The organism is Solwaraspora sp. WMMA2059 (assembly GCF_027497315.1).
Lineage (GTDB): Bacteria > Actinomycetota > Actinomycetes > Mycobacteriales > Micromonosporaceae > Micromonospora_E.
This window is the reverse complement of the sequence record NZ_CP114908.1, coordinates 3,000,879-3,023,753: the sequence shown is the minus strand read 5'-3', so window position 1 is coordinate 3,023,753 and position 22,875 is coordinate 3,000,879. Positions and strand designations below refer to the sequence as shown.

Sequence of the window (22,875 nt, the reverse complement as noted above, 5' to 3'; positions counted from 1 at the left end):
CTACCGTCTCGTGCCGGTGTGCCGGGTGGACACACATTCCGCCGACCGCCCTGACGGCCGGTCCTTCGACGGACGTCGCGGCCTCTGCAGGATCTTTTGTCTGTCTAGAGTAAAAGTTTGATCCGATTGCTCAGAAGATCTTGCCACTTCAGCGAATGTAACCCATGATGTGCCGCAGCCGTGCTTCGAGATCATCTCGTCCACCGGGCAGGCAACCCCTCGGCGATGGTTGCGATCGCGGCATTCATCAGCACCCTCGAAGGGGGAGGAATGTCTCCATGCCCGCCAAGAACACGTGGCCCGGCAATATTCGTTGTCACCGCCCTGCTCGCCTCACTGACCGCCGTCAGTTCGTCACCAGCCGCTGCCCAGGTCGCTGACCTGCCGCCGCAGGAGCCGGGTGTCACCCTGCGTACGTATGACATCGGCGTACCGCTGACCGAGATCTGCACCCTCAAACCCGGGCAGACCCCGAACGTCGACAAGTTGATGCCGATCGTCGACTGGTCCACGGCGGACGACTTCGGGCAGGAGGACAACTTCGTCACGCACGCCCTCGCGAACCTGCACGTCGCCGCCGCAGGCACGTACACGTTCCGGCTGGTCAGCGACGACGGCTCCCGTCTCTACCTCGACGACGCGGTGGTCATCGACCACGACGGGCTGCACGGGGCGACCTTGATGGACGGCGCGGTGACCCTGACCGAGGGTTACCACGCGTTGCGGGTCGAGTACTTCGAGGCCGGCGGTGGGCAGGAGCTCACCCTGTCCTGGCAACCGCCGGGCGCCGAGGAGTTCGCCGTCGTGCCCAACTCCGTACTGAGTACCGACGCCGGCGTGGTCCGGGTGACCGCGCCCGGCCGCAAGGCATGCCAGGGGGTCACCGACACCCCCGGCGACGGGCTTCCGCTGGACGCGGTGCACCCCGACTACACCCTGACCGACCTACGGCCGGACGGGTTCGAGCCGCAGGTCTCGGGTATGGACTGGACCGAGGACGGTCGACTGGTCATCGCCACCTGGGGCGGCAGTGAGGAAGTTCTCGGCGAGGTCTACATCGTCGAGAACGTCACCGGGCCGACCAGTGCCGAACAGGTCACGTACAAGAAGGTCGCCAGCGGCCTGCGGGAGCCGATGGGCCTGGCGGTGGTCGACGGCACCATCTACGTCGCACAGAAGCACGAGCTGACCGAGCTGCACGACATCGACGGCGACGAGGTCGCCGACGAGTACCGGACGGTGGCCAGCTGGCCGTACGGGGGCAACTTCCACGAGTTCGCCTTCGGCCTGCTCTACCGGGGCGGCCACTTCTACCTCAACCTCTCGGTGGCGATCGACTACGGCGGCGCCACCACCGACCCGCAGCCGATCGGCAACCGGGGCACCAGCATCAAGGTGAACCGGCGCACCGGCGAGGTCAGCTACATCGCCGGTGGTCTGCGGACCCCGAACGGCATCGGTTGGGGCCGGGACCAGGAGCTCTTCGTCACCGACAACCAGGGTGGCTGGCTGCCCGCCTCCAAGCTGGTGCACATCGAGCAGGACCGGTTCTTCAACCACTACACCAACCCGGACGGTCCGTTCGACGCCAACCCGGTCAGCCAACCGGCGCTCTGGCTGCCGCAGAACGAGATCGCCAACTCGCCGAGCACCCCGGTGCGGATCAAGAAGGGCCCGTACCGGGACCAGTTCCTGATCGGTGACGTCACCTACGGTGGCCTGCAGCGCGCGTACCTGGAGGAGGTGCACGGCGAGTACCAGGGCGCGGTGTTCCGGCACACCCAGGGGCTGGAGGCCGGCGTCAACGAGGTCTCGATCGGCCCGGACGGGTCGATCTACGTGGGTGGGCTCGGTGCCGACGGCAACTGGGGTCAGGCCGGCAAGCTGCGGTACGGACTGCAGAAGCTGACGCCGAACGGCAACCGGACGTTCGACATGAAGTCGATGAGCGCCACCCCGAACGGCTTCAAGATCGAATACACCCGGCCGCTGTCAACTGACACCATCCAGGACATCGCCGAGCGCTTCCAGATCAAGCAGTGGCGCTACGCGCCGACCCCCACGTACGGCGGACCGAAGGTCGACGAGGAGACGCTGACCGTCCGCGAGGTCATCGTCTCCAACGACCGGCGTACCGTCCGGTTGATGGTCGACGGCCTGCAGCAGGGCCGGGTGGTGCACCTGCGCTCGCCGCGCTCGTTCACCGCCTCCAACGGCGAGGAGCTGTGGAGCACCGAGGCCTGGTACACCCTCAACGCCATTCCCGGTGCCCAGCCGGACCGGATCTTCTATGAGGCCGAGGAGGGCTACCAGCAGGGCAGTGCCCGGTACGACACCGAGCACGCCGGCCACTCGGGCGTCGGCTTTGTGGCCGGGTTCGGCGAGTTGAACGCCGCCAACACCGTGCACGTCGAGGTGAAGCGCAACGGCGAGTACGAGGTGGGGCTGCGCTACAGCAACGGTCCGAACCCGTTCCAAGGGGACAAGACGGTCAGCATCTATGTCAACGGCGAGAAGGTCCGGCAGACCGTCCTGCCCAGCACCGTCACCTGGCAGGAATGGGCCACCAAGACCGAACTGCTCACCCTGCGTCGGGGCACCAACGCGATCCAGTACCGGGTGGATGCCACCGACACCGGTCACGTCAACCTGGACCTGGTCACCGTCCGTAAGCCGGGTGAACGGATCGTGCTGTTCGACGGCGGCAACCTGTCGGAGTGGCAGCACACCGACGGGCGCTCGGCGAGCTGGCCGGTGGTCGGTGACGGGGCGATGGAGGCCTGCTGCGGCGATCTGCGCACCCGGCAGGCGTTCGGCGACTTCCGGCTGCACGTCGAGTTCAAAGTGCCGCAGCTGCCGCCGGAGGTCACCGGGCAGAACCGCGGCAACAGCGGCGTCTACCTGCAGGAGCGGTACGAGATCCAGATCCTCGACTCGTACGGGGACCCGACCCTCGACAACAACGAGGCGGGTGCGATCTACCTGCAGAAGGCACCGGATGTCAACGTCGCGAGGCCGCCGGAGACCTGGCAGACCTACGACATCACCTACCTTGCGGCCCGCTACGACAGCGCCGGTGAGAAGACCTCCGACGCCAGGGTCACCCTGGTCTGGAACGGCGTGACGGTGCACGACGACGTCGCCATCACCGGCCCGACCGGCGGGAACATCCCCGAGGGGCCGGCGACCGGATCGATCCGGCTGCAGGACCACCAGAACACCGTGCAGTACCGCAACATCTGGGTCGAGCCGCTGAGCTGAGCCAGGTACGAAGGCCGCGCCGGACCGGGAATCCCGGTCCGGCGCGGCCTTCGTGGTGCCACCGGTCAGGCAGCGATACTCAGCTTTTCCGTGACGTTCGTCAGACCTTTGTTGATATCTGGCGACCTCGTAGTCGAGCATGGCCACCACGGCAGGGTGACTCCGCTCACATCAGTTCGCATTTTCGCGGGGTGGGCCTATTGCCGGGATCGACGCACCCCACGACCTCCGCTCCGGAAGGCCTCGTCAGCGAAGAAGACACTTACCTTCGGGCTGATTGCCACCATGGCGTTCGCCCTTACCGCCTGCACCGACTCGGACGCGACCCCGACCGACGACCGGACGGACGGCGAGCTGCGTCAGGTCAGGGTCGCGGCGCTGCCGAGCACGGAAACCGCCGCCCTGTGGGGCGGCATCGGAGCCGGCATCTTCGCCGAGCGGGGGATCGAGGTGGAGGTGCTGCCCGCACAGGGTGGCGCCCAGGCCATCCCCGCCCTGATCAACGGAGACATCGGCTTCGCCATCGGTCAGCCGTTCGGCGAGGTCGCCTTCCCCGACGTCCCGGCCCAGCTCGAAGCCGGCAACATCGAGGCGGCGTGGGTGCCGGAGCCGTTCGTCACCCAGCTGCGCGACTGCGGCGACGCCGTCGTCGTCGAGCCCTACCAGGCGGTCATGGTACCGGCATCCGCCCAGGTCGGACCTATCGCGCCGGCACCTACCGGCGCGCCGAGCACGCTGGCCTGAGGAATCCGGCGAGAGCCGACCGGCACCGGTGGCGGCAACCGCATCGAGTGACATGGTCGTTACTTAGTCGGACGCCCTATGGTGTTTCCAGCCGGCAGGCGTAAGGGTGATCCTGTCGGAGTCGCATCAGCGACGCGTGGATCGTAGGCGTACCGGAGGGCCGATCGGGTGTTCAGCCGCATTGCCATCGTCAACCGTGGTGAGGCCGCGATGCGGCTCATCCACGCCGCCCGGGAGCTGGCCGCCGAGACCGGGGCGCGGATCGAGACCGTCGCCCTGTACACCGACGTCGACCGTACCGCGACGTTCGTCCGTGAGGCGGACATCGCCTACGACCTCGGGCCGGCGTCCGCCCGGCCGTACCTCGATCTGACGGTCCTGGAACGCGCCCTGGTGGCCACCGGCGCCGACGCGGCGTGGGTCGGCTGGGGCTTCGTCGCCGAGTCCCCGGCGTTCGCGGAGCTGTGCGAGAAGACCGGCGTCACCTTCGTCGGACCGAGCGCGCACGCGATGCGTCAGCTCGGCGACAAGATCGGCGCAAAGCTGATTGCCGAGGAGGTCGGCGTACCGGTCGCCCCGTGGAGCCGGGGCGCGGTCGAGACCCTGGAGGCCGCCGTGGCGGCGGCGAGCGGCATCGGCTACCCGCTGATGTTGAAGGCGACCGCCGGTGGCGGCGGGCGCGGCATCCGGGTGATCACCAACGAGGCCGAGCTCGTCGACGCGTACGAACGCACCAGTCAGGAAGCCGCCCGCGCGTTCGGTAGCGGCGTCGTGTTCCTGGAACGGCTGGTCACCGGTGCCCGGCACGTGGAGGTCCAGGTGATCGCCGACGGCCAGGGCACCGCCTGGGCACTCGGCGTGCGTGACTGCTCAGTGCAGCGGCGTAACCAAAAGGTGATCGAGGAGTCGGCGTCGCCGGTGCTCAGCCCGGCGCAGGCCGCCGACCTCAAGGCCGCGGCCGAACGGCTCGCCGTCGCGGTCGGCTACCGGGGCGCGGCGACCGTCGAGTTTCTCTATCACCCGGGTGACCGCATGTTCGCGTTCCTCGAGGTCAACACCCGGCTGCAGGTGGAGCACCCGATCACCGAGTCCACCACCGGGTTCGATCTAGTCAAGGCGCAGCTGCACGTGGCGTCGGGCGGGCGGCTGGAGGGCGCGCCGCCGTCCGAGCGCGGGCACGCCGTCGAGGCCCGGCTCAACGCCGAGGATCCGGACCGCGACTTCGCGCCGTCGCCCGGTTGGATCGCCCGGCTGGACCTGCCCTCCGGGCCCGGGATCCGGGTGGACACCGGGGTCAGCGAGGGCGACACCATCCCCGCCGCCTTCGACTCCATGATCGCCAAGATCATCGCGTACGGACGGGACCGTGAGGAGGCGCTCGGCCGGCTGCGCCGGGCGATGGCGAACACCACCGTGATCATCGAGGGTGGCGCGACGAACAAGAGTTTCGTGATCGACCTGCTCGATCAACCCGAGGTGATCGACGCCAGCGCGGACACCGGGTGGATCGACCGGGTCCGCGGTGCGGGCCGGCTCGTCGCCCACCGGCACGTCGCCGTCGCCCTCGCCGCGGCCGCGATCGAGGGCTACGAGGCCGACGAGCGCGTCGAACGGCAGCGACTGCTGTCCACCGCGTCCGGCGGCCGCCCGCAGGTGCAGCACGCCAGCGGCCGCCCGGTGGACCTCAAGCTGCGGGGCGTCGGCTACCGGGTACGGGTGGCGCGGACCGGGGCGTACCGGTTCCGCGTCGGCATTGAGGTGGCAGACGTCGTGCACAGCGCCGACGTCGAGTTGGACCGCTTCGACCGGCACACCGGGCAGATCGTCGTCAACGGCAGCCGCCATCGTCTGGTCACCGCAACGCACGGGCCGGTCCACCTGGTCGAGGTCGACGGGGTGACCCACCGGGTCAGCCGCGACGAGGGCGGCGTGCTCCGCGCGCCGATGCCCGCCCTGATCGTCGCTACCCCGGTGCCGGTCGGTGCCGAGGTGGAGGCGGGAGCGCCGGTGCTGGTGCTCGAGGCCATGAAGATGGAAACGGTGCTGCGGGCACCGTTCAAGGCCCGGCTGAAGGAATCCGGCGTGTCGGTCGGGAACCAGGTCGAGGCGGGCGCACCGCTGCTGAGGCTGGAACCGGTCGCGGACGACGCCGCCGCCGGCCCGGCGTCCGGCCCGGTCGCGCCCGTCGAGCTGGAGATGCCCGCCGCGTCCGGGGCGCTCCCGCCGGCCGAACGGTGCCGACAGGGTCAGGAAGGCCTGCGCGGACTGCTCCTCGGCTTCGACGTCGACCCGCACGACGACCGCCGCGTCCTCGACGACTATCTCGTCGCGCGCCGGGCCGCTGCCGAGGACGGCGACCGGCCGTTGGCCGCTGAGATCGATCTCATCGAGGTCTTCGCCGACCTCGCCGAGCTGAGCCGCAACCGACCGACCGACGCCGACGGCGACGGGCACGTGCACAGCGACCGCGAGTACTTCCACACCTACCTGCAGAGCCTCGATGTCGAACGGGCCGGCCTGCCGGACGCCTTCCAGACCAAGCTCGCCAAGGCGCTCAGTCACTACGGCGTCACCGATCTGGAGCGCTCCGCCGATCTCGAAGCCGCCGTCTTCCGGATCTTCCTCGCTCTGCAGCGTGCCGCCGCCGACGCCACCGTCGTCGCGACACTGCTTCGCGCGTGGCTGCGGGAGCCGCCACCCGGCCAGTCGTTGCACGAGCCCGCCGGTCTCGCCCTGGAGCGACTGGTCGCCGCCACCCAGGTCCGCTTCCCGGTGATCGCCGACCTCGCCCGAGGTGTGGTGTTCGCCTGGTTCGCGCAGCCGTTGCTGCGCCGCAACCGGGCCACCGTCTACGCCCGGGTCCGCGCGCACCTGCGTCACCTGGACGCCCATCCGGAGACGCCGGAGCGCGCCGAGCGGATCGCCGACATGGTCCGCAGCACCGAACCGCTGGTCCGGCTGCTAGGCCAGCGGATCGTCCGTGACCACCTCGACAACGCGGTCATGCTGGAGGTGCTGACCCGCCGGTACTACGGCAACAAGGGACTCACCGCGGTCCACGCCCACCAGGTCGCCGGCTGCACCTTCGTGGTCGCCGAGCGGGCGGACTCGAGCGTGGTCACCACCGCCGTGGCCATCGACGCCCTGGGGTCCGCCCTCGGCGGGCTCGCAGAGCTGGCCGGTGGCCGGGAGTCCATCGACGCCGACGTCTATCTCGCCTGGGAGAACCAGCCGGAGGACTTCGACGCCATGGCGGCGGCGCTGCTCGACGTCGTCGCCGCGCATCCGCTGCCGCCCCAGGTCCGCCGGGTGACCACCACCATCGCGGGCCGCGCTGGCGCGGTGATGCACCACCATTTCACGTTCCGCCCGTCGAGCGGGGGAATGGTCGAGGAGCGGCTGATCCGCGGCCTGCACCCGTACATCGCGCAGCGCATGCAGCTGGAGCGGCTGCGCAAGTTCGACCTGACCCGGCTGCCCTCGCTGGACGAGGAGGTCTACCTGTTCCAGTGCGTCGCCCGGGAGAACCCGTCCGACCAGCGTCTCGTCGCGTTCGCGCAGGTACGTGACCTGACCCGGCTGCGTGACCATGATGGACGCCTGGTGTCGCTGCCGACCACCGAGGACACCGTCGCGGCCTGCCTCGACTCGATCCGCCGGGCACAGTCGCGCAGACCGTCGAAGACCCGCTTCACCACCAACCGGATCGTGATCTACGTCTGGCCGCCGAACGACCTCACCCGCCAGGAGATGGAGATGATCGCCGGGCGGATGCGCCCGACGACTGCGGGTGCCGGGTTGGAGGAGATCCTGTTCATCGGGCGCCGACGCGACCGGGTGACCGGCGAGCTGACGAAGATGGCCGTACGGATCGCCTTCGACGCCACCGGCGGGGCCGAACTGGTCGTCGGCGAGCCGCCGGCCGAGCCGGTCGAGCCGTTGGACGACTACCGACTGAAGGTGCTGCGGGCGAGCAGCCGCAACACGGTGTACCCGTACGAACTCACCGGCCGGCTCGGCGACTTCGTCGAGCACGACCTCGACGAACACAACGCGTTGGCGCCGGTCGACCGGCCGAAGGGGAGCAACCGCGCGGCAATCGTCGCCGGTGTGGTCAGCACGGTCACCCCCCGCCACCCCGAGGGGGTCACCCGGGTCGCGCTGTTCGGCGATCCGACGAAGTCGCTCGGCGCACTGTCCGAGCCGGAGTGCCGCCGGATCATCGCGGCCCTGGACCTGGCCGAGCGGATGCGGGTGCCGGTGGAGTGGTACGCGTTGTCCGCCGGAGCCCGGATCTCCATGGAGTCGGGCACCGAGAACATGGACTGGGTGGCCGCCGCGCTCAAACGGATCGTCGAGTTCACCCAGGCCGGCGGTGAGATCAACATCGTGGTCGCGGGCATCAACGTCGGCGCGCAGCCGTACTGGAACGCCGAGGCGACGATGCTCATGCACACCAAGGGCATCCTGGTGATGACGCCGGACTCGGCGATGGTGCTCACCGGCAAGCAGTCGCTGGACTTCTCCGGCGGGGTGTCCGCCGAGGACAATTTCGGCATCGGCGGCTACGACCGGGTGATGGGTCCGAACGGGCAGGCGCAGTACTGGGCGCCGAGCCTGACCGCCGCGCGGGACGTGCTGCTGGCCCACTACGACCACACGTACGTCGTACCGGGAGAGACCGGACCGCGCCGGGCGGCCACCACCGACCCAACCGACCGCGACGTCTCCACCTTCCCGCACACGCTGGCTGGCAGTGACTTCACCACCGTAGGGGAGATTTTCTCGGCCGAGGCCAATCCGGACCGCAAGAAGCCGTTCGACATCCGGACCGTGATGCAGGCGCTGGCCGACCAGGACCACCCGATGCTGGAACGCTGGGCGGGCATGGCCGACGCCGACACCGCCGTGGTGCAGGACGTGCACCTCGGCGGCATCCCCGCATGCCTGCTCGGTATCGAGTCGCGGACCGTGCCGCGGCGTGGTTTCCCGCCCACCGACGGCCCGGACACCTACACCGCGGGCACGCTGTTCCCGCAGTCGTCGAAGAAGGCCGCGCGGGCGATCAACGCGGCCAGCGGCAACCGGCCGCTGGTGGTGCTGGCCAACCTGTCGGGCTTTGACGGCTCGCCCGAGTCGATGCGCAAGCTGCAGCTGGAGTACGGCGCCGAGATCGGCCGGGCGATCGTGAACTTCCGTGGGCCGATCGTGTTCTGTGTGATCTCGCGGTACCACGGTGGCGCGTTCGTGGTCTTCTCGAAGGCGTTGAACCCCGCCATGACGGTGCTCGCGCTGGAAGGTTCGTTCGCCTCGGTACTCGGTGGCGCTCCCGCCGCTGCAGTGGTGTTCTCCGGCGAGGTGGACGCCCGTACCGCGCGCGATTCGCGGATCCGAGAACTGGAGGGCCGGGTGGCCGCGTCGTCGGGCACCGATCGCGCCGCGTTGGCCGCCGAGCTCGACGAGCTGCGGTCGTCGGTACGGGCGGAGAAGCTGGGCGAGGTGGCCACCGAGTTCGACCGGATCCACGACATCCGGCGCGCCGTCGAGGTCGGCTCGGTGGATGCCGTCATCAGCGCAGCCGAGCTGCGCCCGCGGATCATCGCCACCATCGAATCCCGGCTGCGGGAGGGGCGGTGACAGCGAACCTTCCGACCGGGCGGTAGGATTGTCGGGCTCTGAGTGGAGCGGGAAGTGGAGGCCACCGATGGCTCGTGCGACGTCGAACCGCCCGGCGGCGACCCGGCGCAGGCAACGCTGGGCCGACGGATACGACCCGGAGAACACCCGCAAGTCGTTGATCGCCAGCGCGCTGGAACTGTTCGGGCGTCGGGGTTTCGACCGGACGTCGGTGCAGGAGATCGCCGACCAGGCCGGGCTGACCAAGGGTGCCTTCTACCACCACTTCGAGAGCAAGGACGACCTGCTGCGGCACATCCAGGAGGAGTACCTGGAAGCGCAACTGGCCGCAATCCAGCAGATCGAGTCCGGCAGCGACGACCCGGCGGTGCGGGTGGCGGAGCTCATCCGGTTCAGCCTGACCAGCGTGGCCGAGTACCGGGCACACGTGACGATCTTCTACCAGGAGCGGCGGTACCTCGCCGGAGACATGTTCGCCGAGGTGACGCGCAAGCGTGACGCGGTGGAGGCGGCCTTCGCCGGCATGATCTCCGACGGTATCGCCCGTGGTGTCCTCCGCACGGACATGGACCCGCGGATCGTCACCTTCGGGCTGGTGGGCATGTGTGCCTGGGCGTACCAGTGGCTCAACGTCGACGGTCCGCTCAGCATCGACGAGGTGGCGCGCCAGTTCAGCGCGATGGTGCTCGAAGGGCTCCGCTGAACCGTGCGGGGCCGGTCAGCCGGCGAGCAGTTGGCGGGCCATGACGACGCGTTGCACCTGGTTGGTGCCCTCGTAGATCTGGGTGATCTTGGCGTCGCGCATCATCCGTTCCACCGGGAAGTCACGGGTGTACCCGTAGCCGCCGAGCAGCTGGACGGCATCGGTGGTGATCCTCATCGCCGCATCTGAGGCGAAGCACTTCGCCGCCGCGCCGAAGTAGGTCAGGTCCGGCCCGCCCCGCTCGGACCTGCCGGCGGCCGCGTAGGTGAGCTGCCGTGCCGCCTCCAGGGTCATGCCCATGTCCGCTAGGAGGAACTGGACGCCCTGGAAGTCGGCGATGGCCCGGCCGAACTGTTGTCGTTGCCGTACGTAACCCAGGGCGTAGTCCAGCGCGCCCTGGGCGATGCCCAGGGCCTGAGCGGCGATGGTGACGCGGGTGTGATCCAGTGTCCGCATCGCCGTCGCGAAGCCGGTTCCCGGCGCACCGATGATCCGGTCCGCCGGGACGCGGACGTTGTCGAGGTACACCTCGCGGGTCGGGGATCCCTTGATGCCGAGTTTGCGCTCCGGTGCGCCGAAGCTGACGCCGGGATCGGACCTTTCCACCACGAAGGCGGAGATGCCGCGCGTGCGTGCCGCCGGGTCGGTGACGGCGAAGACCGTGTAGTAGTCGCTCAGTCCGGCGTTGGTGATCCAGCGCTTGACCCCGTTTAGTACCCAGACGTCGCCGTCGCGTTCGGCGCGGGTCCGCATGCCGGCCGCGTCGCTGCCGGCGTCGGGCTCGGACAGGCAGTACGAGAACATCGCCTCGCCCCGGGCGACTGGTGGTAGATACCGCTGCTTGAGGTGCCCGCCGGCAGCGAGCAGTAGCGGCATGGTGCCGAGCTTGTTGCCAGCCGGGATCAGCGAGGAGGTGGCACATGCCCGTGCCACCTCCTCGATGACGATCGCGGTGGCGAGGGCGTCCGCGCCGGCACCGCCGTACTCGACGGGGATGTGCGGGGCGTGGAAGTCGGCGGCGCGCAGCGCATCGTAGGAGGCCTGCGGAAACTCGGCGTTCTCGTCGGCGGCCGCCGCATGTGGCGCGACCTTGTCGTCGCACACCTCTCGTACGGCCTGCCGCACTGCTGCGTGCTCCTCGGGCAGCTGGTACGCCTCGAACACCACGGAACCTCCCTGCTCAGTTATCCGAAGCTGATGATACCATCCGGTCGGAATGAAGAAGGCCGCCGATGGCCGTTCTCCGTTGGAGTGACCATGCGAACCGCATCACGGACGATCGTGCGTAACCCGGGTGACCTGCTCGACCTGGTCGGCGCGGAGCTGGGGGCCAGCGCACCACAGGTGGTGACTCAGCGGCAGATCGACCAGTTCGCCGACGTCACCGGGGACCACCAATGGATCCACGTCGACGTCGAGCGGGCGCGGACCGGCCCGTTCGGTACCACCGTCGTGCACGGATTCCTGACCTTGGCACTCGTCCCGCGCCTGCTCGCGGACATCCTCGAGGTGCAGACCTTCGCCATGGGTGTCAACTACGGGCTGGATCGGGTCCGGTTCGTCCGACCCTTGCCGCCCGGTGTGCCGATCCAGGGCACCGCGACGTTGGTGTCGGCCCAGCCGATCACCGCCGTCCCTGGTACCGGGGACGGTGTGCAGGCCAAGGCTTCGGTGACGGTGGAGTTCGCCGATGGGCCGACGCCCTGCTGCGTGGCCGAGATCCTGTTCCGGTACTACAGCTGATCCACGTCGACGATCGGCGACGGCGGGGCGTCACCCGCTCACTCGGTCGTGGTGGCCGACGGACTGACGAACCGCCCCCGGTAGAACGACAACGCCGGCACGTTCGTCGGCTTCAGGTGCACGTGGTCGATGTCGAGCAGGAAGATGACGTGGTCGCCGCTGGTGATCACCTCGTCACGTCGTCCGGCGAGCACCGCCGGTGTGCCGGGCAGCAGCGGAACCCCGTCGGGGCCGGGCAGCCAGGACACCCCGGCGAGTTTCTCCGCGCCGGTCAGCCCGGATGTGGCGAACCGGCGGGCCACGTCCTCCTGGTCCCGGCTGAGGATGTGGATGGCGATCCGTCTGGATCCGACCAAAGTCGGGAAGCTGGACGAGGAACTGGTCACGCAGAACAACACCTTCGCTGGCTGCAGCGAGACCGAGGTGAACGAGTTCACGGTCAGCGCGGCGACGCCGCTCTGGGCGGTGATCGCGGTGATCGCGGTGACGCCGGTGGGGAAGTGACCACACACCTGACGGAACTCCGTCGAATCGAACAGCGGCTCGGCCGTCAAGGGAGGTCACCACCTGGGGGAGGAGTCGTGCCCGGGGCGCAGACCGCCGTCGAGCTGGATGAGGCAAAGTGAATGGCCGCCGGGATCCTTCACCAGGTGAAGACGTCCGTACGGGCTCCGGACCGGGCCGACGGTCGGCGTCCCGCCGAGCGCGCAGACCCGCCGCAGCGCGTCGTCCAGGCAGTCCACAGCGAAGTAGGTGATCCACTTCGCCGGGATCAGGTTCGGCCATTCGTTGTCGAGTGCCAGCACACCGGCGACCGCGACGTCGCCGAGCATCAGCAGGGTGTACGGGCGGGCGGTGGGCGTGTCTGCCGTCCGCCGGGTGGCGTAGCCGAACAGGGACCGGTAGTAGCTCACCGAGGCGGCGGGCTCCCCGGTGTTCAGTTCGTTCCAGCACAGTGCGCCGACCGAGTTGAGCAGTTGCGCACCGGTGCGTGACTCGCCCTGGTAGAGGCCGAACGCGGCACCGAACGGGTCGATGACGACGGCGCCGGTTCCGGCGGCCGGCAGATATCGCGGTGGGGTGACCAGCTCGCCGCCGAGCTGGACCGCCCGGGAGGCGCTCCGACTCACGTCGTCGACCGCGAAGTAGACGATCCACCCCCGGGGCCGGCCGGCGTGCAGCGCGGCGGCGTCGGAGATGCCGGCCACGTCGCGTCCGTCGATGCCACACATCCGGTAGGTGGTGGCACCGAGCCGTTCGGCACGCACCGTCCAGCCGAGTAGTGCCCGGTAGAAAGGTTCGACCTGGTCCGGATCGGGGGTGGCCAGCTCCACCCAGACGGCCTCGCCAGCCTGGAACCGACCGCTCATCGGTCCGCTCCGCGCGCGGTGACACCGGCGACGATGGTGCGCGCCGAGACGTCGTAGACATGATCCGGCCGTCCGGTGGCCCGGCTCGACTCGACCACCTCGACCACCGCTCGCAGCGTGCGGCCGGGTACGGCGAGCAGCGTCTCGACCAGAGCCCCGGCCGCGCGGTCGAGGTCGTCGTCGGCGACGACCTCGGCGACCAGGCCCCAGGCGAGCATCTGATCGGCGGACGCGGTCGTGGCCCCGGTCAGCAGGTGGTAGGCCTGCGGGCGGGGTAGCGCCCGGGCGATCGCGTAGCCGACTCCGGCGGGGGCGAAACCGAACCGGGCCTCGGGTAACGACAGGCGGGCACTGGTCGCGGCGATCGGCAGGTGCACGGCGTCGAGCAGGCCGGCACCGAAGCCGATCACCCGGCCCCGTACCGCGGCGACCACCGGCACCGGGAGTCGCCGGATCCGCCGCAGTGCGGCGTCGCTGGCGCGCAGACTGTCCGCCACCGTCTCCGACGAACTGCCGGCCAGCTCGGTGAACGCCGTGGTGTCCCAGCCGCCGCAGAAGTTCCGGCCGGCCATCTCGAGCTCGACGACCGCGCAGCTGTCGATGGCCGCAGCGGTCTCCAGTGCGTGGACGAGTTCATGCAGCGCGGTGTCGTCGAAGCAGTTGCCGCGGGCCGCGTTGTCATAGCGCACCCGGATGAGGCGTCCGTCGTGCCGAGGGGTGAGGGTAGGGGCCACCGGGGTATCATACATACCGGTCGGTATGTTCACAACGCCGCTGGTTGGCTGGCCTTTGTCACGCGAATGTCATAGTCGAGATACCTGCTTGAACGTTGACTTGATACCGGCTGGTCGGTACTTTGTGGCGAGCGTCACCGGCGCGCAACGCGGCGACGTGAACGGGTCCATCGCTGTGAAGGACACCCCTGATGATCATGAAAATCCTGCGTTCCCGGCGGCCCCTCGTGGCCGCCGCCGCCATCACTGTCGCCAGCGTCGGCCTGACCGCCTGCGGTGGCACCGAACCCGACGACACCGGTTCGTCCGGCCCGACTGTCATCCGTGCGCTGCTCGCGGCCCAGCCCGCCACCCTCGATCCAATCGTCGGTGCGCGCTCCGCCCAGGTCGTCTGGGCGACGATGCTCGAACCGCTGATCGACACCGGCGACGACCTCGCGCCCACCGACACCGGTCTCATCACCAACTGGACCCGTACCGACGCCACGACCTGGACGTTCACCGTCCGCCCCGACATCACCTTCAGCAACGGGGAAGCTGCCGACGCCGCCGCCGTCGCGAACACCATCACGCTCACCCGCGACACTGAGGGGTCACCGCTGAAGTCCTACTTCGGCAACGTCACCTCGATCGAGGCCACCGACGACGCCACCGTCGTGGTCACCACCGGCACGCCGCAGTACAACATTCCCGACCTGCTCACCACGGTCTATCTGGTCCCACCGGCCTACTACCAGGAGCAGGGGTCCGAAGGCTTCGCTGCGGCCCCGGTCGGCACCGGCCCGTACGTGTGGGCCGGCGCCAACGCCGGTCGTGACATCTCGGTCACCAAGAACCCCGACTACTGGGGCGACGAACCGACGAACGACGGTGTGACCTTCACCTGGGCAAACGAGGCCGCGCAGCGGCTCGCGTTGATCCAGAGCGGGACCGTCGACGTCTCCTTCGACCTACCGCCGGCCCAGGCGCAGGCGGCCGAAGCGGCCGGGGTCGACGTGGTACGCACCGAGACCGCCATAAAGATCATCGCCTTCCTCGACTCGACCAAGGCGCCGTTCGACGACCCGCAGCTGCGTGAGGCCGCGGCCCTGGCCATCGACCGGGACGCGATCGTCAGCGGCATCTTCGACGGCCAGGCCGCTGCCGACGCCGGACTGCTCAACGTCCGGCCCGGCCAGCAACCGCAGGACAGTGTCACCGCCGACCCGGCGAAGGCCGCGCAACTCGTCGGTGACGCCACCCCGGCCGTACAGATCACCTATCCGGCGGCGCAGTACACCAACATCGAAGAGGTCGCCCAGGCGGTGGGCGGCAGCCTCGAACAGGCCGGCTTCACGGTCAGCTACGAGCCGCTCGACTACGGCACCCTGGTTCAGCGGATCATCGGCCGCCAGGTCCCCGGTGTCGCCATCTTCGCCGGAGTGCCCAACGTCGCCGTGCCGGACTACTTCGTCAGCGGCTTCATGAAGACCGCGTCGTTGACCGGCAACTGCCCTGACCCGCAGATCGACCAGCTCGCCCAGCAGGCGCTCGAACAGGACAGCGCCGAGCAGGCCGCCCCGATCTACGAGCAGCTCAACACCATCGGAGTGGTCGAGAAGCACTGCTACGTGCCGCTCTACCGGCAGATCTTCAACTACGCGACCGGTCCCGGTGTCACCGGTGTCGAGTTCGGTCCGCTGAATACCGTGGACTTCACGAAGACGACCCTCTGACGATGACCGGAGCAGCGCAGACGGGGGTGCCCGGCGACCTCGCCGGGCACCCCCGCACCTCGGACACCGACACCGCCGTGCTGGTGGTCGACGATCTGGTCGTCGAGCACCGCGACCGGAGCACGGGGGCGGTGCTGCGCGCGGTCGACCACGTGTCGCTGCGTATCGGCGCCGGCGAGAGCGTCGCCGTCGTCGGCGAGTCGGGGTCCGGCAAGACGACGCTCGCCATGGCGGCCACCGGGCTGGGCACCCGTGGCGACGGGGCAATCCGGCTGCTCGGGCACCAGCTCTCCGCGATCAGTCGGGCACGGCTGCGGCGGCTGCGCCCCGAGGTGCAGGTGGTCTTCCAGGATCCGCACGGATCGCTCGACCCCCGGCAGTCGGTCCGCTCCGGGCTGCGCGAACTGCGTCGGCTGCAACCCGAGCGCACCTCCTGGATCAGCGACACCGAACTGCTCGACCGGGTCCGGCTGGCACCGCAGATCCTGGACCGCTACCCGCACCAGCTCTCCGGCGGCCAGGCCCAGCGGGTCTGCATCGCCCGCGCCCTGCTGATGCGGCCGCGGCTGATCGTGGCGGACGAACCGACCTCCGGTCTCGACGTGTCGGTGCAGGCCGACGTGCTGGCGCTGCTGACCCAGATCCGGCAGAGCACCGGCGCGGCCCTGCTGATGATCAGCCACGACCTCGCCGTCGTCCGCTCGATCTGCGATGTCGTACACGTCATGTACCAGGGCCGGGTGGTCGAGTCGGGGCCGTGCGAGGCGGTCTTCGTCACCCCCCGCGACGACTACACCCGCGAACTGCTCGCCGCGATGCCCGGCGCCCGCTGGAGGTCCCGCCGATGAAGGCCAGCACCGTCCGACGGGTCGGCAGCCGCCTGGCGTCGCTGCTGGCGTCCCTGCTCATCGCGCTGAGCCTGGCGTTCGCGCTCGGCCGGCTTTCCGGTGATCCGACCGTGGCCATCCTCGGACCGATGGCCACCCCGGAGCAGCGGGACGCTCTGCGGCACGAACTCGGCCTCGACCTGCCGCTGGTCGTCCAGTACCTCGAGTACCTGAAGGGCATCCTCACCGGTGACCTTGGCCAGTCGCTGCAGTTCTACCAGGCCAACACCACCCTGATCGCCGACCGACTGCCGTTCACCCTGCAACTGGTCGCCGCCGGCATGGCACTCGCCGTACTCGTCGGAGTGCCGCTCGGGGTGCTGGCCGCGACCCGCGAGGGCACCTGGTGGGACCGCGCCGCCTCCACCGTCGCCCTGCTCGGCCAATCGGTGCCCGTCTTCTGGTTCGGCATGATGCTGGTGGCGCTGTTCGCCGTGAACCTCGGCTGGCTGCCCGCCGGGCAGTCCGGCACCCCGCAGCATCTGGTCCTTCCCGCCGTCACCATGGCGGTGTACCCGATGGCGCAGATCGCCCGGCTCACCCGGGCGTCGATGAGCGAGACGTTGGCCGAGCCGTACATCGACTCCGCCCGGGCCCGCGGGCTGCGCGGCCGGCGGGTCGTGTGGCGGCACGCGTTCAAGAACTCGATGATGCCGATCCTGACCATCGTCGTGCTGCAGACCGGGATCCTGCTCTCCGGCGCAGTCGCGATCGAGTACGTCTATTCCTGGCCCGGCCTCGGCCAGCTGGCGCTGCAGGCCATCCAGTTCCGTGACTTCCCGCTCGTCCAGGCGATCGTCGTCTTCGGCGCGTTGACGTTCGTCCTGCTGAACCTGCTCGTCGACGTGATCCATTCGGTCGTCGACCCGAGGGTGAGGTGACGGCCGTGAGCCGATCCGATCTGCACCCGGCGCCGCCGGCGGCGCAACCGCCACGACGCCCGGCACGGCGGTCCCGTACCTCGGTGTTCTGGCTGTCCCTGCCGCTGGTGGTCGTCGCCGGCCTGGTGCTGGTGTTGCCGCTGACCGGACTGCTGCCCGACACCGGGCAGGACCTGGCGGCGACCCGGCGACCGCCCGCCTTCCTCGACGGCGGAACCTGGGCGCACCCGCTCGGCACCGACAAGCTCGGCCAGGACGTCCTCACACAGTTCGTCTCCGCCGGCCGGCTGACCATTCTGATCGGCCTGGTCGGCGCGCTGGTCGCGATCGGCCCCGGCACCCTGCTCGGCGTGCTGGCCGGCTACTTCCGCGGCTGGGTCGACCGGGTCATCTCGGTGCTCATCGACGCTCAGCTGGCCCTGCCGTTCATCCTGGTCGCCCTCGCGATCATCTCGAACCGGGGCAGTTCGCTGCCAGTGCTGTTCCTGGTGCTGGCGCTGACCGGGTGGGCGGTCTGCGCCCGGGTCACCCGGTCGGCGACCCTGGCGATCCGCGAGCGGCAGTTCGTCACCGGCCTGCGGGCGGCCGGCGCGTCGGAGGCGCGGATCGTCTTCCGACACGTCCTGCCCAACCTCGCCGGCACGGTCGTCGCGCTCGGCACCCTCCAGGTCGGCACGGCGATCCTGATCGAGAGCGCGCTGAGCTTCCTCGGCCTCGGCGTACCGCCACCGAGCGTCAGCTGGGGGTCGATGCTGGCCTCCGGCCAGGACGAGCTGAGCCAGGCCTGGTGGATCGCGCTGTTCCCCGGGCTCGCCATCACCCTGCTGGTGCTGCTGGTCAACCTGTTGGGCGACGCGCTGCTCACCCACCACGACCCACGGAAGAGGCGCCGATGACCGCGCTGCTGAGCGTCTGCGGCCTGTCCGTCGTCGCCCGACTCGCCGACGGCGACCTGCGACTGCTCGACGACGTCGACCTCGACGTGGAACGGGGCCGCATCGTCGGCGTCGTCGGCGAGTCCGGCAGTGGCAAGACCACCCTGGCCCGCACCGTCGTCGGGCTGCTCGAACGCAACGTCGATGTCGAACAGGGCCGGGTCACCCTCGCCGGCGACGAGGTGGTGGCCCCCGGCGTGGACCGCACCGACCGGGTCCGGGGCAGCGCCGTGGGCATGGTCTTCCAGGACGCCTCCCGGTCGTTGAACCCGCTGATGAAGATCGGCACACAGCTCGTCGAGGTGCTGCGCCGCCACGTCCGGGGCATCACCCGGGCCGAGGTCGAGCGCCGCTCGGTGGAGGTGCTGGCGCAGATGCGCATCACCGACCCGGCCCGGGTGCTGGGCAGCTACCCGCACCAGCTCTCCGGCGGGCTGCGCCAGCGGGTCGCCATCGGGCTGGCCGTCGTCACCCGTCCGGCGCTGGTGATCGCAGACGAGTGCACCACCGCCCTCGATGTCACCACCCAGACCAAGGTCGTCGAGCTGTTCCGCACCCTGGTCGACGAACTCGGCATCGGCCTGCTCTTCGTCACCCACGACCTGATGCTCGCCAGCGACCTCTGTGACCGGATCGCGGTGATGAGCAGCGGCCGGGTCGTCGAGCAGGGTGCGGCCAAGCAGGTGTTGGACGAGCCGCAACAGGAGTACACCCGGCGACTGCTCGCCGCCATCCCCTCGTGGAGTTGAAGGAGAACCGCGACACATGCCCGATCAGCCCGGCATCGACGGCTACGCGGTACACCTGCCGGCGTACGCCCTGCACGACAACAGGCTCGACGCGACCGGACCACCCAGGCCGGGCGGTCCGGTGCGCGGCGTCGCCGCCTTCGACGAGGACGCCGTCACCATGGCCGTCGAAGCGATGCGGCACCTCACCGCCGCCGACCACGCCGGTCGGCAGCTGCTGCTCGCCACCACCAGTGCGCCGTACGAGGCGAAGACCTCGGCCGGGGTCGTGCACGCCGCGCTCGGGCTCGATCCGGCCGTCAGCGCGGTCGATCTGCGCGGGCACCGCTGCGGCGCGACCGCCCTCAACCTCGTCGCGTGCTCCGGCGACGCGGCGGTGCTGGCCGACCTGCGGACCACCCGACCGGGGGCACCGGACGAGCTCGCCCAGGGCGACGGCGCCGCGGCGTTCGTCGGCGGCGGCACCCGCGCCGCGACGCTGCTCGCCCGCGCCGGACACACCACCGAGATCCTGGAACGGTGGCGGCTGCCCGGGGAACGGCACGACCGCGTCTGGGACGAACGGTTCACCGCCGACGTCCTCGTCACCGCCGGCCTCGACGCGGCCCGCCGCGCGTTCGCCCTCGCCGGCCTGGACGCCGTCGACGAGGTCGTCGTGTCGTCGTCGAATACCCGCGCCGCCGCGGCGCTGCGGCGCACGCTGGGCGGATCGGGGGCCGACGCGAAGGTCGAACGGGCCACCGGTTTCACCGGTGCCGCCCACCCCGCGCTGCTGCTCGCCGCCGCGTTCGACGAGGCGCGGCCCGGCCGGACGATCCTGCTGCTGTCGGCGACCGAGGGCGCCGACGCCTTCGTCTGGCGGGTCGGCGACGGGGTACGGGAGGCGCGCGGCGGCCCGGCCGTACGGCAGCAGCTTGCCGCCCGGCAACCCGTCGGCTACGGCCGCTACCTGCGCTGGCGCGGACTGCTGGACGTGCAGGGCCCGGCCCGGCCCGCGTCGCCGGCACCGGCGTCGCCGCCGATGTTCCGCCGGTCCGGCTGGAAGTTCCGCCTGGAGGGCAGCCGGTGCGACGCCTGTGCGAAGGTCACCACACCGCCGGCCCGGGTCTGCGCCTCCTGCGGCAGCGCCGCGTCGGGACAGACGCCAGCGACGGTCCCGCTGCGGGACAAGAGCGCCCGGGTCGTCTCGGTGACCAGGGACCATCTGACCACCATGCCGGAACCGGAGGTCGCGGTCGTCGTCGCCGACATCGACGGCGGCGGCCGACTCAGCGCGTACGCGACCGACGTCGCGCCGGGCGACGTGGCCGTGGGCATGGTGATGACGCCGACGTTCCGGCGGCTGTGGACCACCGATTCGATCCCCAACTACTTCTGGAAACTCCGGCCACGGAAGGAGACCACCGATGGCCAGTAGGCGGATGGCCCACGACGTCGCGATCGTCGCGATGGGCTGTACCCCGTTCCGCGACCACTGGCACCGGTCCGCCGACGATCTGCTGGTCGACGCGGTGCACGAGTGCGTCGGGTCGCTGCCCGGTGCCACCCTCGACGACATCGACGCGTTCTGGGTGGGTACCCAGGGCTCCGGCATGTCCGGGCAGACTCTTGCCCGGCCGTTGCGCCTGGTCGGCAAGCCGGTAACCCGGGTGGAGAACTACTGCGCCACCGGCTCGGAGTCGCTGCGCAACGCGGCGTTCGCGGTCGCGTCCGGGGCGTACGACATGGTCATGGCGACCGGGGTGGAGAAGCTGAAGGATTCGGCGTACTCCGGTCTGGCCGCCGTCTACCCACCCGCCGACGGCACCGACGTCGACTGGACCGCACCCGCCGGATTCTCCCTGCTCGCCCCCGCCTATCAGCAGGCGTACGGCGTCGGCGCGCGGGACATGCGCGATGCGCTCACCAAGGTCGCGACGAAGAACCACGAGAACGGCGCGTTGAACGAGCGCGCCCAGTTCCGTAGGGCTGTCTCCGCCGAGGCCGTTGAGAACGCGCCGCGCGTCGCCGGGCAGCTCGGCGTACTGGACTGCTCGGGCGTCTCCGACGGCGCCGCCGCGGCCATCCTGGTCCGAGCCGAGGACGCCTACCGTTACACCGACAAGCCGGTGTTCCTGCGGGGGATGGGGTTCGTCGCGGGCTCGGGCTCGGGTCTGGCCACCGACGGCTACGACTTCACCACCTTCCCGGAGGTGGTGCAGGCGGCGCGACAGGCCTACGACCAGGCGGGTGTCACCGACCCGGCGACACAGATCTCGCTGGCCGAGGTGCACGACTGTTTCACTCCGACGGAGGTGGTGCTGATGGAGGACCTGGGATTCTCCGAGCGGGGCAAGGCCTGGCGGGACATCCTCGACGGCCGGTACGACCGCGGCGGCGCGTTGCCGGTGAACACCGACGGAGGTCTCAAGTCGTTCGGCCACCCGATCGGCGCCACCGGGCTACGGATGGTGTTCGAGTGCTTCACCCAGCTGCGGGGTGCGGCCGGTGCCCGCCAGGTGCCCGACGCCCGGTTGGCCCTCGCCCAGAACCTCGGTGGGCAGCCGGGTTCCTGCGTGGCGTTCGTCGCGGTGCTGGGGAGTCAGCGGTGAACGCCCAGGTGCGCCTCGACGGGCAGGTCGTGATCGTCACCGGCGCCGGCAACGGGATCGGCCGGGCGCACGCCCTGCTGCTGGCCGAACGCGGTGCCCGCGTGGTTGTCAACGATCTCGGCGGGGCGGTGGACGGTTCGGGTTCCTCCGGTGCGGCGCAGCGGGTGGTCGACGAGATCCGCGCCGCGGGCGGCGTCGGGGTCGCGTCGACGGACTCGATCGCCACCGCAGCGGGTGGCGCCGACCTCGTCGCACGGGCCCTGCAGGAGTTCGGCCGGATCGACGCGGTGATCCACAACGCCGGCATCCTGCGGGACGGCACGCTGGCCAAGATGCGCGAGGAGGACGTCGCCGCGGTCCTCGACGTGCATCTCGCCGGTGCGTTCCACGTGTTGCGGCCCGCGTGGGGGCAGATGGCCGATCGGGGGTACGGGCGAATCGTGCTGACCAGCTCGTCGTCCGGGTTGTTCGGCAACTTCGGCCAGGCCAACTACGGGGCGGCCAAGGCCGGCCTGATCGGTCTGATGAACGTGCTCGCGCTGGAGGGTGCCCGCCGGGGCATCCTGGTGAACGCGATCGCACCGACCGCCGCGACCCGGATGACCGAGAACCTCCTCGGTGAGCTGGCCGACCGGTTCGACCCGCAGCACGTCGCTGCGGTGGCGACCTTTCTCGCCTCCGGGCAGTGCCAGCTGAACCGGCACATCCTCACCGTCGGCGGTGGCCGGGTCGGGCGAATCTTCATCGGCGTCACCCCCGGCTGGTACGGCGGGGCCGAGCCGGTCTCGCCCGACGACATCAGCGCGTCGATCGACGACATCTGCCGGCTCGACGACTTCATCGTCCCCGACAGTGGCGCCGACGAGGTCACGCTGATCCAGCGGGCCCTGTCCAAACCCGCCGGCCCAACCGCCTGAGCCGTCAA

General features: G+C 70.2%; 17 protein-coding genes. 13 read left to right on the top strand and 4 right to left on the bottom strand.

Annotation, left to right across the window (positions count from 1 at the left end; all coding sequences use genetic code 11):
• Nucleotides 1–225 precede the first annotated feature (225 nt).
• The 4 genes from O7553_RS13870 (at nucleotide 226) to O7553_RS13855 (ending at nucleotide 10,345) form a co-directional block, all read left to right on the top strand.
• Nucleotides 226–3,261: a family 16 glycoside hydrolase gene (locus O7553_RS13870; protein ID WP_281555203.1), complete on the top strand. Its 3,036-nt coding sequence runs from the start codon at nucleotides 226–228 to the stop codon at nucleotides 3,259–3,261.
• A 285-nt stretch (nucleotides 3,262–3,546) separates the two neighbouring features.
• On the top strand, nucleotides 3,547–4,005 hold the full coding sequence (locus O7553_RS13865; RefSeq protein ID WP_281555202.1) for a hypothetical protein: 459 nt from the start codon (nucleotides 3,547–3,549) through the stop codon (nucleotides 4,003–4,005).
• A gap of 168 nt (nucleotides 4,006–4,173) precedes the next feature.
• Complete coding sequence (locus O7553_RS13860; protein WP_281555201.1) at nucleotides 4,174–9,642, top strand: biotin carboxylase N-terminal domain-containing protein; 5,469 nt, start codon at nucleotides 4,174–4,176, stop codon at nucleotides 9,640–9,642.
• Nucleotides 9,643–9,709: 67 nt separating this feature from the next.
• A complete protein-coding gene (locus O7553_RS13855) occupies nucleotides 9,710–10,345 on the top strand; it encodes a TetR/AcrR family transcriptional regulator (RefSeq protein ID WP_281555200.1) in 636 nt (211 codons plus the stop codon).
• A 15-nt stretch (nucleotides 10,346–10,360) separates the two neighbouring features.
• Here O7553_RS13855 and O7553_RS13850 read toward each other — a convergent pair whose 3' ends face one another.
• Nucleotides 10,361–11,509 carry an acyl-CoA dehydrogenase family protein gene (locus tag O7553_RS13850; RefSeq protein ID WP_281555600.1) on the bottom strand — a complete coding sequence of 383 codons (1,149 nt, stop codon included), beginning with the start codon at nucleotides 11,507–11,509 and terminating at the stop codon, nucleotides 10,361–10,363.
• A 93-nt stretch (nucleotides 11,510–11,602) separates the two neighbouring features.
• Between O7553_RS13850 and O7553_RS13845 the strand changes: the two genes are divergently transcribed.
• The gene (locus O7553_RS13845; protein WP_281555199.1) at nucleotides 11,603–12,088 is read left to right on the top strand and encodes a MaoC family dehydratase; all 486 of its coding nucleotides are present in this window, start codon (nucleotides 11,603–11,605) and stop codon (nucleotides 12,086–12,088) included.
• Between the two features lie 38 nt (nucleotides 12,089–12,126).
• Here O7553_RS13845 and O7553_RS13840 read toward each other — a convergent pair whose 3' ends face one another.
• From O7553_RS13840 to O7553_RS13830, 3 genes are read right to left on the bottom strand one after another with little or no spacing between them, the layout of a single operon-like run.
• A complete protein-coding gene (locus tag O7553_RS13840; RefSeq protein ID WP_281555198.1) occupies nucleotides 12,127–12,642 on the bottom strand; it encodes a flavin reductase family protein in 516 nt (171 codons plus the stop codon).
• Between the two features lie 6 nt (nucleotides 12,643–12,648).
• Nucleotides 12,649–13,458 (bottom strand): VOC family protein, encoded by an 810-nt coding sequence (locus O7553_RS13835; RefSeq protein ID WP_281555197.1) that lies wholly within the window; start codon nucleotides 13,456–13,458, stop codon nucleotides 12,649–12,651.
• A complete protein-coding gene (locus O7553_RS13830) occupies nucleotides 13,455–14,192 on the bottom strand; it encodes an enoyl-CoA hydratase/isomerase family protein (RefSeq protein WP_281555196.1) in 738 nt (245 codons plus the stop codon). Before O7553_RS13830 ends, O7553_RS13835 begins: the two co-directional genes overlap by 4 nt.
• A 191-nt stretch (nucleotides 14,193–14,383) precedes the next feature.
• On the opposite strand from O7553_RS13830, the gene O7553_RS13825 reads away from it, so the two are divergent.
• Genes O7553_RS13825 through O7553_RS13790 form a run of 8 tightly spaced genes read left to right on the top strand, consistent with a single transcriptional unit; the run spans nucleotide 14,384 to nucleotide 22,867 of the window.
• Nucleotides 14,384–15,907 carry an ABC transporter substrate-binding protein gene (locus tag O7553_RS13825; protein WP_281555195.1) on the top strand — a complete coding sequence of 508 codons (1,524 nt, stop codon included), beginning with the start codon at nucleotides 14,384–14,386 and terminating at the stop codon, nucleotides 15,905–15,907.
• 2 nt (nucleotides 15,908–15,909) lie between these two features.
• Nucleotides 15,910–16,755: a dipeptide/oligopeptide/nickel ABC transporter ATP-binding protein gene (locus O7553_RS13820; RefSeq protein WP_281555194.1), complete on the top strand. Its 846-nt coding sequence runs from the start codon at nucleotides 15,910–15,912 to the stop codon at nucleotides 16,753–16,755.
• Nucleotides 16,752–17,675 carry an ABC transporter permease gene (locus O7553_RS13815; RefSeq protein ID WP_281555193.1) on the top strand — a complete coding sequence of 308 codons (924 nt, stop codon included), beginning with the start codon at nucleotides 16,752–16,754 and terminating at the stop codon, nucleotides 17,673–17,675. The genes O7553_RS13820 and O7553_RS13815 overlap by 4 nt, the downstream gene beginning before the upstream one ends.
• Before the next feature lie 5 nt (nucleotides 17,676–17,680).
• Nucleotides 17,681–18,571, top strand: a complete 891-nt coding sequence (locus O7553_RS13810) for an ABC transporter permease (protein WP_281555192.1) — start codon at nucleotides 17,681–17,683, stop codon at nucleotides 18,569–18,571.
• On the top strand, nucleotides 18,568–19,359 hold the full coding sequence (locus O7553_RS13805; RefSeq protein WP_281555191.1) for an ABC transporter ATP-binding protein: 792 nt from the start codon (nucleotides 18,568–18,570) through the stop codon (nucleotides 19,357–19,359). The genes O7553_RS13810 and O7553_RS13805 overlap by 4 nt, the downstream gene beginning before the upstream one ends.
• A 16-nt stretch (nucleotides 19,360–19,375) precedes the next feature.
• Entirely contained in the window at nucleotides 19,376–20,776 is a 1,401-nt protein-coding gene (locus O7553_RS13800) for a zinc ribbon domain-containing protein (protein ID WP_281555190.1), read from the top strand.
• Nucleotides 20,766–21,950, top strand: coding sequence for an acetyl-CoA acetyltransferase (locus O7553_RS13795; protein WP_281555189.1), 1,185 nt, complete (start codon nucleotides 20,766–20,768; stop codon nucleotides 21,948–21,950). Before O7553_RS13800 ends, O7553_RS13795 begins: the two co-directional genes overlap by 11 nt.
• Nucleotides 21,947–22,867 (top strand): SDR family NAD(P)-dependent oxidoreductase, encoded by a 921-nt coding sequence (locus O7553_RS13790; protein ID WP_281555188.1) that lies wholly within the window; start codon nucleotides 21,947–21,949, stop codon nucleotides 22,865–22,867. The genes O7553_RS13795 and O7553_RS13790 overlap by 4 nt, the downstream gene beginning before the upstream one ends.
• Nucleotides 22,868–22,875 lie beyond the last annotated feature (8 nt).